Raw genomic sequence first — 12,474 nt, 5'->3', positions numbered from 1 at the left:
CTATTATATTAAAAAGGAAAGTGGCGTTTATGAAAACTTACTTAAGACTTGAAATAATCTCACATGATCGAATAGGAATGGTTTTAGATATTTTAAAAAAGCTTTATGAAAATAACATCAGTATTCATTCTCTCGAGGTTTTTCCAAACAAAGTATACGTAAAGTCTGAAACCTTACAAGAAGAAAAAAAATCAAATACAATTGAAAATCTGCTCAATATAGATGGAGTTTTAAGAGTTCATGAAATCGAATTACTTTCTTATGAAAAAAACGAAAGGCGGCTTCGCGCCATTATAGATGCCGTACAAGATGGTATACTAGCTATAAACCACAGAGGAGAAATAGAACTCTTCAATAATTATTGTGAAAAAATATTTCACAGAAAAAAAGAAAATATAGTTGGGAAAAATATAAAAGAACTTTTAGGCTTCGATGGACCTATCATTAACCTTCTAAAAAGCGGTAAAAATTATGACAATATCGAAGTGCTTACAAAAGATGCCAAAGATGGTTTCCACTATATCACCTCAGGACGTTCTGTGAAAGATGATAGAGGGAAAACCATAGCTGCCGTTGCCTCACTTAAAGACATCAATGAGGCCTTAGAAATGTCAAATGTCATTACTTCAAAAGAAGAGTTTGCATTTAAAGATATTATAGGCAGCAGTCCCTCCATTATAAAAACTAAAAAGATATGTACATCTGTGGCAAAAAGCAATTCAACTATACTCCTTCGCGGTGAAAGCGGTACAGGCAAGGAATTATTTGCAAGGGCTATACATAAATTAAGCTCAAGAGCAGATAAGAATTTCACAGCTATAAATTGTGCCACCCTCCCGGATAATCTTATAGAAAGTGAACTTTTTGGGTATGTAAAAGGAAGTTTTACCGGTGCAGCAGAAAATGGCAAAGACGGTTTATTTAAGGCAGCAAATAATGGTACTTTATTCTTGGATGAAATAGGAGAACTGTCCCTTCCTCTTCAGGCAAAACTTCTAAGAGTTTTACAGGAAGGTACTATAAGAAAGATAGGCAGTACTGTAGAAGAAAAAATAGATGTAAGAATAATTGCGGCAACCAATAGAAATTTAGAAGATATGATCAAAAAAAATACTTTTAGAGAAGATTTATATTATAGGCTAAATGTAATACCTATATATATACACGGATATATATATTCCAGGCTTGGAAATCCAACTTGTTCAGAAGCTGAAGATAAATTAGCTTTACTAGAAGGCGGTGAAGCTGCCGTATCCACTTCATCTGGCATGGGAGCAATTTCTGCCGCACTTTGGACTGCACTTAAGGCTGGCGATCATGTAGTTGCATCAGACACTTTATATGGATGTACTTTTTCTCTTCTAAATCACGGCCTTACAAGATTCGGTGTTGATGTGACATTTGTTGACGCAACAAATATTGAAGATTTAAAAAAAGCTTTAAAACCAAACACTAAAGTTGTCTATCTCGAAACCCCAGCAAATCCAACATTAAAAATCAACGATATCAAAAAAATATCTGCTGCAGCCCACAAAAACAACAGGGACTGTCTTGTATTTGTAGACAATACTTTCTGTACTCCATATATCCAAAGGCCTCTGGAATTAGGTGCTGATGTAGTTGTTCATTCTGCAACCAAATACTTAAATGGCCATGGAGATGTTATCGCCGGATTTGCAGTTGGTAAAAAAGAATTCATAGATCAGGTTAAACTTTTCGGATTAAAAGATATGACAGGTGCAGTACTCAGTCCTTTTGACGCATACCTCATTATAAGAGGGATGAAAACTTTACCTATAAGAATGGAAAAACATTGTGAAAATGCCATGGAAGTTGCCAAGTTTTTGGAATCACATCCCGCTGTTTCTAAAGTATACTACCCTGGTCTTGAAAGCTTCGAATATCATGATCTAGCCAAATCTCAAATGAAACTTCCTGGTGCCATGATTTCCTTTGAATTAAAAGGCGGTGTAGCAGAAGGTGCACTAGTTATGAACAGCTTAAAACTAGCTACGCTTGCAGTAAGTCTGGGAGATGCTGAAACTCTTATCGAACATCCTGCTTCCATGACTCACTCCCCCTATTCAGCAGAAGAAAGACATGCTGCTGGAATAAGTGACGGCCTCGTAAGGTTATCTGTCGGCCTGGAAAATGCAGAAGATATAATAGATGACTTAAAACAAGCTCTTGATCTAATAGCAAAATAACCTTTAACTTTTTACACTAACAAATTATAAAAGCAGGATAATATATTTATCTATTATCCTGCTTCTAAATCTCTCACTAATTCAATTTTTAAAATATCTCTCCAGTTCTTCCGCCCTTTTCATATCAAATATATCCACAGCAATTTTATCAAGGGTTTCATCTGATAAATCATCTATCTTATGAACATAGTTCTCTGGAAGTTTGTTAAATTTTTTAGAAAGCATCTTGATAATTAATTCTGACTTACCTTCTTTTCTGCCTTCTTTCCTGTCTTCTTCCAGACCCTTCATCTTTCCTTCCTTTATAATGTTGTCTATAGTTTTACCTAAATTTGATACCATGGAATCCACCTCCCTCCGACTGGATTTTTCCAATATTTCCTCTGCCTTTATTCTGGATTCTCCATCCAACCTGAGTTTCATTATGCTTTTTAGCCAGGCTTTCAATATGCTTAGAACCTACACTTACGCTTTGATGCCTTTGCCTTTGCGGTATTCATTATCCATATTGACCTCTTCAAAGGTGCTCATGTTATTGATGACAGCCATGGCATTGCCCACAATTCCCATGGCGATCGGGCAGCCAGTACCCTCTCCAAGACGCATGCCGAGATTCAGCATCGGTTTTAATTCCATTGCATCTGCCGCAAGCCTGTACGCAGGTTCTTCAGAAATATGGGAGGGAATCATAAATTCCTTCGTAAGAGGATTGAATTTATATGCCAGCAATGCTGCGGCAATTGAAATCACACCATCGATAATCACCGGTTTTCGGTAATAAGCCGCGCCTATGTACAATCCTGTCATTGCCGCAATGTCAAGTCCGCCCACCTTGGAAAGTATGTCAACAACGTCGTCTGCATAAGGTTCATGCATAGCAAGTGCCGCAGTGATCACCCGCTTTTTATTTTCAAAAGCTTCGTCGCTCAGGCCGCCGCCTCTTCCAACCGCTTTTTCGGCATTGTTTATTCCAAGTGCCGCCATGATGCAGGCTGCCGCGGTGGAGGTGTTGCCCATGCCGACTTCACCAGTTCCGATGATATCGTAGCCTTCACTGGATGCAGCTTTCGCAAATTCAAAACCCACTTCTATTGCTTTTAAAGCTATTTCACGGCTCATGGCCCTCTCCTTGTAAAAATCGTTAGTTCCGTTTGGCATAAGCCTTCTGTTATAAATATGGGGATCTTCAATTTCACCGATAATGCCCATATCAACAAGCCGAAGATCCACATGGTTGTACTCACAAAGAACATTTATCCCGCATTTTTTCCCTGAAGCATAGCCGCGCATTAAAAAGTTTGTAAAATATTGTGGAGCTGCGGTCACACCTTCCGCATAGATGCCATTATCCGCCCCGAACACGAAATGCACTTTTTTTTCTACACTGCTTTTTACTTTGCCCGTAATGCCCGCCATCTGAATACTGATACTTTCAAGCACACCTAAACTACCAGCCGGTTTTACGAGACTGTCCTGCAGATTGCGTGCACACTCAGCCGCCTCTGTATTTAACCCTGTAATTTTTTCTGAAATTTCTTTAAGTACCATTTTACTGTCCCCCAATGTTTTTAAAATTTATGATGAACCGGTTTTCCCCAAAGCCTGGGCGACCGGTTATCTCTTTATTTTATTATAGCAGATTCTTATTAGCCTCAGCATCAATTTTTAATTTGTAATTTTGTCAATCACAGTTTACCATTTATCATCACTTATACATATATAAAAATAACGGAGCTGGATCTGATTTACACAAATCCAGCTCCGTGAACCAAAAATCTCATGTTAAAAGTGCTGAAGTTCTTTTTCTGTCCAAATTAGAGCTTTGGCAGTAAAGAGCTTCTGCTGCATTCTCAAGAATATCCTTGGAGTTGTTTATAATTTTGCTTTCAGTGTATCCATCAATTTCTTTCAAATCCGCCAGACCTTTAGCTGCCATTTCCACTATCATATCCTGATACATAGCATCATTTACCACAGACACCATCTGGCTTTTTATTTCATCGGAAGCATCATCCAAAGGTTTTATGAGTTTCTTTTCTATTTGAGCTGTATTTTCAAGTATTGATACAATACTCAAATCTCCCTCTATATGTATACCATGTATGTCCTCACTTTTATGACCGTCATCTCCATAAAAATTCAGACTTATATCCAGATTTCCCCTTACTACAATATTTGAGCCATGACTGGTCTCTATACTGACCTGTCTGCCTGCAAACAAGCTTTTATCACCAAATATATCATTCATTATATTGTCCATGCTATTTATAATCTCTCTCGCGTTTTTTTCTATTTTTTCCTTTTCATCTTCTGTACAGTTGACGTCATTATATTTTTCCGACAGTTTCTTCAAATCTTTGGACATATCCTTCAGCTCATCCACAGCTTTCCTTTTCTGCTGAAGAAGTGACATACCCTCCTGTATATGACTTTCGGCCAGCTGCCCCTTTCTAAGCTGCATCTTCAACTGATCCACTTTGAAATCATCAGCATCGAAAGGTTTTTGCTCCTTCATTCTTTCATTCAAATCACCCAGTGCATTTTTATTCTTTATGCGGATATTCATCATTTTATTTCTATTAATAACCCTTGAAATAATATTAATCATTTTAAGCTTTCCCCTTTTAACAATTTACCCTATTATCGTTCTCTGATTAACCCGGATGCGGCAAAACTACCCTCTTAAGAAAGTTTACTGCATCCTTAAACCAGCCTCTTTATAAATTTATATATTTTCCCCTTTCAACTGTCTCTGTTAGTGATTTCTACAGGGCATAGCCTATGGTCTTGGTAAAGAGCCCCGATTTCGCAAGGCTGATCTCTTTGCCCAACTGCAGCAGGCAATTCTCAATTTTTACTGCAATCAAAAAATCACTCCTGTTTTCATTCTTGATGAAATGCATATGGTTTCAAGTCATTTCCTAAATGATATCTGCCTTCTCTTCAATTTCAGAATGGATTCACAAAATCCTTTTATTATTTGCAAAACTTCAGCCTAAATATTGTGAAATTTATTTTTCATTATGTTCAAATAACCTGATAATCCTGCAAATTATTCCGGACTTTTATCTGCTTTATTCTGAATTTTCCCTGCTGATTTATTGTAAAAAATAACAAGAATGTATCAAATGTGTAACTTCTTCTCTGACTTCTTCTATTGAGCCACTTAAAAAGCAACCATTTGACAACATTCTGAAAACTCTTCACACCTCTTGTATAATAAGCCGATTTAATGGGGAAACCCTACTTTAATACTTTCAGACTTTAATTATTTTTACCTTTACATCGCTTCTGCTATCATCGATTCTGCATGTCTTTTATACCAAATGGATATTTGAATTGCTTCCTTAGTATAAATATAGTATCCACTATTATCCAAAGTTACTAATTTTTTTATTATATCTCCTCCATGATCATCTTCTATCCTATTCAACCAATCTTCAATCCATGAATACAAATATGAAAATTCATTTTTTCCATTATCTTTTTCTTTTATAAAATTTAATGTATTTAACAGTCCATTGTTTTTTATCAGCAAAGGTAATTTTCTACAGCAACTCCTCATTCTTTTCTTGTTATTATCATTTATATTACAATCTTTTAAGAATCTTTTTAAATTTATATAGGAAGTTATTGCCCTTTTCCTGTTTAAATCTATTATTCTACTTTTATTATCCATCAAAATTCATCCCCAAACTAATTATCTCAGCTAATCCTTTTCCCAATGTAGCATTTCCACCAATTTGTAGAATTTTCAATTGTCCATTAGAAAGCTTTTGCATAAACTTATTAAAAACTTGGTCTTTATTTTCTTTATCGAAAATATCATTGAATTTACTAATTATTCCATAAAATATAGTTTCAGAAGGGATATATTCTTGAGTAAACAGGCTTTTATTTTTTGAGGTTTTTACATCATTATTTATTTCATTTCTCATAACAATTTCTGTATAATAAGTAACAAAATCAATAAAATTTTTATTAGATACAACTACGATTCTATTCAAAACAGTATTGAAACCCTGCATACCACAAAATATGTCTTCAAATTTTATTTTTCTTGTTTTAAATAAATAATCATTCAAATAAATATATTTAGGAATATTTTTATCAATATCAAATGGTATCAGCACCATATCATCTTTAACATATTTACATTCATCTATTAGCTCTCCCAATTTTTCTTTATTTATATCATAATCTGTATTATATAAAATACTCTCTTCAAAAAATCTTTCTAATATATAAGGACAGGATATTAGTGAATATATGTTTACAGATGATTTCACTGGAAAAAATAATAATTTAAAATCAGTAAATGCCAATTTCCCACTTTTTCCCTCTTTTCCAAACAATAATGGAATATCCTTTTCATTAAATAATTTTCTACAAGCTTCCCTCAACTCTCCTTTAAAAGTAGAGCTTTCAACTTTAGGTATATTGGTAGAAGACTCTCTTTGTACGGGCATATCCACCATTCCCAAACCTTCACTTGCTCCAACATGCATTGGTGCTATTGTTTTTAAAAAAAGCATTTTTGACTTATTCATTTAAATCCCCCATTTTTATAGAGCCTCTTCATATAATTCTTTTAATTTCTCACCTATCTCATCTATACCCCAAACTTCCAAGTTGGCCCTTGCAGCTGCCCTCAATGCATATATAACTGTTGAATTATATTTTCCAATTTTTTCTCTATCAGCTTTATCTAAACTACTTTTATTTTTAAAAATTTTATTTATAAGTTTTCTATCATATTGCAGAATCGGCGTTATCAAAACAGGTTTTCCATATACACCACCTGCTGCATAAGCTGTATACTGTCTTGCTTTTGCAACATCACTTGACATTACTCCTGATTTGCACTCAAACAATACAACCTGTCCACTTTTTGATAATAATACTATATCAAATTCACATAATTGAGTAGTATCCTTTTCCTTAAACTTTTTATCTATTCTATTTAAATTAATACTATGATAAACTCCTATAAAATAATTTTTCATTTCAGGAATTTGTATTATAGTATTCACTATAGATGATATTGACATATACTCCAATATATATCCGAATTTATTTTGATTATCATTTCTCATATTTAATAATATATTCTTATCCTCATTATCAAATTCATTTTTAAAATCTTTTTTCTTAAGCTCGTTCCAAAACTTTTCAACTTTTTCCTCATTACATATCATGTTGCCATTTTTATCTTTATGTTTATTTAATTCTAAAAGCCTTTCTCTAAAAAATTCTCCAAGCTCCATATCATTTTCATTCCTATAATGTTTATAAATTTTCTCACATAATTTTAATTGTTTGCACTCTTTAGTATCAATATTTTTATTACAATCATCAAGAAAATTAATTAGTTCATTTTTTCTGCTTGTTATTTCAAATCCAGCCAATTGAAATACATCTCTTATATGTAAATTATCTATACTGTATTTTTCATCCAATATTTCATATTGAAATCCTGAATTGTTCAGTTTTCCATAAACTATCTTATTTGAATTTCCTTCCAAATACAATAAATAATCATTTTTCCTCTGATTTTTCTTTATAAATTCCTGTATGGCAAATACTGTACTTCTCTGGCCTCCCGTGATATTCCAAAGTATTTTATTTTCCGAAGATATCCCGTTCATATAATTACATATACCATCCAAAAATTTCAAACCATCATCTTTATTTTTACTGATTATTTTTTTACAAAGCTCATCTTTTATGTATTTAACCTCTTTTCTCTCAATTTCAATAACATTTCTTTCATCTTCATCAGAATAGATTATATTAGATTCTCTTTTTTTAAGAACATCAAATAAATTTTTATCCCACTCTTTATTGTCAAACCGTTTAAAGACGCTATCCTTTTCTGATTCACTTTTCACAGTAATATTGAGTATTTTAACAGGTTTATTATAATTTTGTGATCTTACAACCTTAATTGGAATATAATTTACAATCTGATTTAAAGTTGAACATATGGCATATATATCTATATCTTCCCAAATATCTCTTAATTTCATAATTTATTTCCCCTTTCAAAAGGCATTATAATTACATTCCCAAATCCCTTAAATTTTTCTTTAGCATCTAGTATAAATTTATTATATATTTCACCAATCTTTTTACCTTTAAAACAATCATTTTCCAGTATTAAAACACTCCCTGCTGGAATAGCTTTATTTATAGTTTTCTGCTCCCCTGAAGCCATATCAAACCCGCCAATATAATCTGGTCTTCCCGTAATTTTAATCAGTATTTTATCTTTTTTCTCCTTATTATCTTGTCCATCAATTATCATTGGACTTGTCAGAATAACTTTTATTTTATTGTTAAAAATAGTTATTCTATTAAAATATTTTTCTAAATCATCTAAGATATTTATAGATTTATCTGTAAATACAAGAGATGCTATTTTTGATTCGCCTCCAAGTTTTAAAATATCATTTTCAAAAGGAATATTTTCAGGATCAATTCTACATTTCACTATATATGAAAATCTCTTATCAGCAAACTCTACCATATTAACTCTGTACATAAAGTTATTTTTAGCACTCCCAATTCCTCTATCCATTTCAATTCCAGTTTTAATATATGTAGTAAAAAAATAATCTCTTGAATATAATTGAATTTTATTTATAAATCCCTTGTAGTAACTATTAATTAAATCATCCAACCCTATAAATTTTCCGTCAGCTCTTTCATATTTGCTTATATCACTTATAGGACTATAAAAATGATTATCTTTATAAATTCCCAAAGCCGTGCCAAATTTATTTTCAAAAAGATCTAAAGGAGCTTTTATAAACATCCGTTTTTTACCTTCATCATATAAATATATTCCATCTATTTTAAATACTTTTTCTAATTCCTTTGGAATATTACCTGACTTATTTTTTATATACTCTAAAATATATTTGAATTTTTTCTGTCTTAAAAGCATTGAAAATATAGCACCATAAAATACAGAAGGATACGGTATATCTAAGCTTTCTATATAATTGCCAAATCTTTTTTTAAAAATTGATCCACTTCTAAAGAACATAGTATCACTAGGCTTTATTTTAAAATAACATATTTTTTGCTTCAATTTTCCACCTTCTTTTCACACAGTACATAACCTGTTTCTCTAGAATATTTGTCTATTATGTGAAGTAAATTAAAATACCCGTTAATATCCATATAATAATCAGTAGAATTTACGTGAACAAATTCAGAAAACAGTAATTTCATTTTTGAAACATATTTTTCACAATTATTCTTGTCAGGAATCTTTCTACTTCCAACTATTTGGATTATATTATCCATAATATTTTTTAAAACCACATATTCTTCAAAATCCATATTTTCTCCAAGAAGCGATATCTGTCTTTCCACATCATATATCAGGCTGTGTGATATATGATTTTCAAAGCCATAAACCAATTTATCAATTGCTTTTATATTTTCCTTTTTATCTTTTAAATAAGTTATTCTAACATTACAGCTGGAATCTATAAGTGATAGCGCCAATGCACATTTACCATGATTTTTAAATTTTTCTTTGGTTTTTTCCAAACTTATCCTAGACAAGTTGATGACTTTTTTAAGTGGAATGGAAGTGTGGGAAATAACAATTGACTTGGATAAACTTAATTTTCTTTTATCCGCTAGTTCTTTAAATTCTTCATCAATTGATTCAATAAATTTAAAAAGCATGGAAAGAGGAGAAAAAAGCAATAAGTCATCTCCACCGGAATAAATATAAAGTTCATTTTTAAAATTAGTATTTCTTATTTTATCTTTTATTCTTTTACCAAATTCCAGTATTTCACCAGACATTTCTTTCTGGAAATTCAGCAAATCTTTTTTTTCATCCAAGTATTTCCCTGAAAAATGCTTTCCAAGATCATCGATATCAGCTTTAATCAAAGCATAATAACTGCTATTATTATCTGCTATACTGACGACAGAACTGTATCTTTGTTTTTCATTTGATGTTTTATTTATTCTCTTCTGAAAACAGCTCTCACATAGTATATCATCATAACATTTTTTATAACATTCACCTTTAAATTCATAATCTGCTTTATTTTTTACAAAAGGATTATTCTCTGAGATATACTTTCCCCTTCTAATCTCACAAACAGTACAATTATCTCTTTTTTTATCCTTATCAATATTATAATTTATTAACGATCTATCTTTGAATTTATCATTTTTATAGCTGTCCAATTTTCTGTATAAATTTTTATAGGCCTTTTTATAATCATTATCGGTATAATCTACAATTATAATATAAACATTTAAGTCAATAAACTTAAGTATTTCATTACTAGAATTTAAATCATTAATGTAATTCTTCAAGTTGTTTCTTACTTTTTTTTCAAGAGTATCATTATTTTCTTCACTTGAAATAATATTCAACAAAAAATAATTTGGTATATCATAGCTTTCATCTTCCAATCTAGAAGGCAGTAACAACTCAAGCTTTTCTATACAACTGATATGATCCTTTATAATTCTGTATATTTTCCTCAAATATTCAATTATGATACTGCTCCCATTATAAAAATCAACAGTTTTTCTTGCATTAGCTATAAAATTCTGAACACCTGACACTGTTACAAGCATTAATTTATTCTGCAAAGTTCTCCTCTCCCTATTTACATTTTATACGTCCATATCCTACAGAGGTCTTGGCTCCCAAAGGCATTTCCTTTAAAAAGCTTTTAAATTCATCTATTATATTTACATTATCCTTTCCATTTAAATTAAAACATTTATACTTGCATAAAATTATAATTTCAAATTCAGATCCTTTTTTTATTACTGGAAATTCTATAGGATTAGGTTCTAAATCATTTCGCGGCAATTTAGAATTAGAATAATATTCTCCGTAATGAGGTGTCATAACATCCACATCTATTTCAAAATTTTTAGGATAGCTATCCAGAAATATTATTTCACCTTTCTTGTCATTATTGCCAAACATTTTTATTATCTGTTCTGTATTTTCAACAGATTTTTTGTCATCATCATTAATTCTGTATTTATTATTTATATAATTTCTAAAAGCACCCTTTATGGAAGTTGCAGGTATAAAGGGAATACCATATATATGATCTAATTTAATAGATGTCTCCCTCACAGATATTTCACCATGTCCAATTACAAGTTTTGAACAATTCTCCACTTTTAGACATTCTGCCACCTCATATTTATATCTTTCTTTGTAATAATTCATAATTTTGTTGTTTTTAATGCTTATATATTCCATAAGGTTTCTATAATTATCAGAGTTACAATACTTGGGACATAAAATTTTTGCTTCATCCCCCTGCCATATTACATATTTGTTCATCAATAAATTGCAGTTAATATTTCTTATATTTAATGAAATATTTTCATGCTTTTTATTTTTACCATCATATAAATTATGAAACTTAAGATTATCTATATCAAAATACAATTTACTATAATCCATTATTTTAAATCTTCTCCTTTTTCGAGAACTGATATTAAATTTCTAAGTTGGATTGAAAAATCATATACATCTTTTTGCAGGAACATATAGCTGCTGCTGTCTAGTTCCATGACTTTATTTACTATTTCAATTTCCTTAACACTCTTTGAATTAAACCATGTATATGAAATATAATCACAAACAAACCTAAGCGTCAACATGTACTTCTTGTTCTTATTTTTAACATTTTTAAATTTTTTAATAAAATATTCAAGAGACGAAATAAGACCATTATTTCTAATCATCATAGGTAACTTTTTTATCCCAGGGATATCAAAATCATTTATTCTGTATTTTTCTTTAAAATTTTTGAATATAAATTTAGATTTTTCTCTATCATTCATAATTATTCTTCACATCCCAATTTATATAAACTAACAATACCTTTTCCAAGAGCTTCATTACCGCCAAAGTGAAGAATTTTTACATTTTTTAAATATTCTTCAAACACTTCACTTATTTTATCAATCTTACCACTATAATTTTTTCCGACTATATCTTTTACTTTTTCTTCTGATATCCTTATCTGCGTATCTAAAAATCCATACATTATGGATCCAACAGGAATATATTCTTCTGTAAATAAAGCTCCATCTTCTGAATCTACAACTCCATCAGATCCTATTCTAATTCTTGTATTAACCTCAGTACTCATATTTACAAAATAATCAAATACTTCATTGCTCACAACAACTATATCCTTTTTTAATTTATCGAAAATATAATTATCTTTTATATATTTTAAAAGTTTAAATA

At 30.9% G+C, this 12,474-nt stretch carries 13 protein-coding genes; 2 read left to right on the top strand and 11 right to left on the bottom strand.

Features of this window, described 5'->3' with window-relative positions; all coding sequences use genetic code 11:
- Nucleotides 1-29 precede the first annotated feature (29 nt).
- Nucleotides 30-2,207, top strand: coding sequence for a methionine gamma-lyase (locus tag J5G60_RS19145; RefSeq protein ID WP_442870508.1), 2,178 nt, complete (start codon nucleotides 30-32; stop codon nucleotides 2,205-2,207).
- A gap of 81 nt (nucleotides 2,208-2,288) precedes the next feature.
- On the opposite strand, the gene J5G60_RS02685 is transcribed toward J5G60_RS19145, so the two are convergent.
- From J5G60_RS02685 to J5G60_RS02675, 3 genes are all read right to left on the bottom strand, one after another.
- Nucleotides 2,289-2,654, bottom strand: coding sequence for a DUF4351 domain-containing protein (locus J5G60_RS02685; protein WP_229980870.1), 366 nt, complete (start codon nucleotides 2,652-2,654; stop codon nucleotides 2,289-2,291).
- Nucleotides 2,655-2,672: 18 nt separating this feature from the next.
- Complete coding sequence (gene cobT / locus J5G60_RS02680) at nucleotides 2,673-3,755, bottom strand: nicotinate-nucleotide--dimethylbenzimidazole phosphoribosyltransferase (protein WP_150356280.1); 1,083 nt, start codon at nucleotides 3,753-3,755, stop codon at nucleotides 2,673-2,675.
- A gap of 229 nt (nucleotides 3,756-3,984) precedes the next feature.
- The gene (locus tag J5G60_RS02675; RefSeq protein WP_150356279.1) at nucleotides 3,985-4,815 is read right to left on the bottom strand and encodes a hypothetical protein; all 831 of its coding nucleotides are present in this window, start codon (nucleotides 4,813-4,815) and stop codon (nucleotides 3,985-3,987) included.
- Between the two features lie 166 nt (nucleotides 4,816-4,981).
- On the opposite strand from J5G60_RS02675, the gene J5G60_RS19100 reads away from it, so the two are divergent.
- Nucleotides 4,982-5,206, top strand: coding sequence for an ATP-binding protein (locus tag J5G60_RS19100; RefSeq protein WP_328706998.1), 225 nt, complete (start codon nucleotides 4,982-4,984; stop codon nucleotides 5,204-5,206).
- 281 nt (nucleotides 5,207-5,487) lie between these two features.
- Here the strand turns inward: J5G60_RS19100 and cmr5 are convergent, their stop codons facing one another.
- From cmr5 to J5G60_RS02630, 8 genes are all read right to left on the bottom strand, one after another.
- A complete protein-coding gene (gene cmr5 / locus J5G60_RS02665; RefSeq protein ID WP_150356278.1) occupies nucleotides 5,488-5,886 on the bottom strand; it encodes a type III-B CRISPR module-associated protein Cmr5 in 399 nt (132 codons plus the stop codon).
- Nucleotides 5,879-6,757, bottom strand: a complete 879-nt coding sequence (gene cmr4 / locus J5G60_RS02660; protein WP_150356277.1) for a type III-B CRISPR module RAMP protein Cmr4 — start codon at nucleotides 6,755-6,757, stop codon at nucleotides 5,879-5,881. Before cmr4 ends, cmr5 begins: the two co-directional genes overlap by 8 nt.
- 15 nt (nucleotides 6,758-6,772) lie before the next feature.
- A complete protein-coding gene (locus J5G60_RS02655) occupies nucleotides 6,773-8,236 on the bottom strand; it encodes a hypothetical protein (RefSeq protein ID WP_150356276.1) in 1,464 nt (487 codons plus the stop codon).
- Nucleotides 8,233-9,303, bottom strand: a complete 1,071-nt coding sequence (locus tag J5G60_RS02650; protein ID WP_150356275.1) for a type III-B CRISPR module-associated Cmr3 family protein — start codon at nucleotides 9,301-9,303, stop codon at nucleotides 8,233-8,235. The genes J5G60_RS02655 and J5G60_RS02650 overlap by 4 nt, the downstream gene beginning before the upstream one ends.
- Nucleotides 9,300-10,841, bottom strand: a complete 1,542-nt coding sequence (locus J5G60_RS02645; protein WP_150356274.1) for a Cas10/Cmr2 second palm domain-containing protein — start codon at nucleotides 10,839-10,841, stop codon at nucleotides 9,300-9,302. The genes J5G60_RS02650 and J5G60_RS02645 overlap by 4 nt, the downstream gene beginning before the upstream one ends.
- 13 nt (nucleotides 10,842-10,854) lie before the next feature.
- Nucleotides 10,855-11,679: a type III-B CRISPR module RAMP protein Cmr6 gene (gene cmr6, locus J5G60_RS02640; protein ID WP_150356273.1), complete on the bottom strand. Its 825-nt coding sequence runs from the start codon at nucleotides 11,677-11,679 to the stop codon at nucleotides 10,855-10,857.
- Nucleotides 11,679-12,062: a type III-B CRISPR module-associated protein Cmr5 gene (locus J5G60_RS02635; protein WP_150356272.1), complete on the bottom strand. Its 384-nt coding sequence runs from the start codon at nucleotides 12,060-12,062 to the stop codon at nucleotides 11,679-11,681. Before J5G60_RS02635 ends, cmr6 begins: the two co-directional genes overlap by 1 nt.
- A 2-nt stretch (nucleotides 12,063-12,064) precedes the next feature.
- The coding region (locus tag J5G60_RS02630) for an RAMP superfamily CRISPR-associated protein (protein ID WP_236035063.1) at nucleotides 12,065-12,474 on the bottom strand (410 nt) is incomplete at its 5' end.

Source organism: Clostridium sp. HV4-5-A1G, assembly GCF_900184915.1.
Classification (GTDB): domain Bacteria; phylum Bacillota; class Clostridia; order Clostridiales; family Clostridiaceae; genus Clostridium_B; species Clostridium_B aromativorans.
The sequence above is the reverse complement of the archived record's forward strand: the minus strand, read 5'-3'. Positions and strand labels throughout refer to the sequence as shown.

Bases quoted from the DNA above. Each gene is read 5' to 3' on its own strand.
- J5G60_RS19145 (WP_442870508.1), top strand. From the start codon at position 30: ATGAAAACTTACTTAAGACTTGAAATAATCTCACATGATCGAATAGGA.
- cobT (WP_150356280.1), bottom strand. From the start codon at position 3,755: ATGGTACTTAAAGAAATTTCAGAAAAAATTACAGGGTTAAATACAGAG.
- J5G60_RS02675 (WP_150356279.1), bottom strand. From the start codon at position 4,815: ATGATTAATATTATTTCAAGGGTTATTAATAGAAATAAAATGATGAAT.
- cmr5 (WP_150356278.1), bottom strand. From the start codon at position 5,886: ATGGATAATAAAAGTAGAATAATAGATTTAAACAGGAAAAGGGCAATA.
- cmr4 (WP_150356277.1), bottom strand. From the start codon at position 6,757: ATGAATAAGTCAAAAATGCTTTTTTTAAAAACAATAGCACCAATGCAT.
- J5G60_RS02655 (WP_150356276.1), bottom strand. From the start codon at position 8,236: ATGAAATTAAGAGATATTTGGGAAGATATAGATATATATGCCATATGT.
- cmr6 (WP_150356273.1), bottom strand. From the start codon at position 11,679: ATGGATTATAGTAAATTGTATTTTGATATAGATAATCTTAAGTTTCAT.
- J5G60_RS02635 (WP_150356272.1), bottom strand. From the start codon at position 12,062: ATGAATGATAGAGAAAAATCTAAATTTATATTCAAAAATTTTAAAGAA.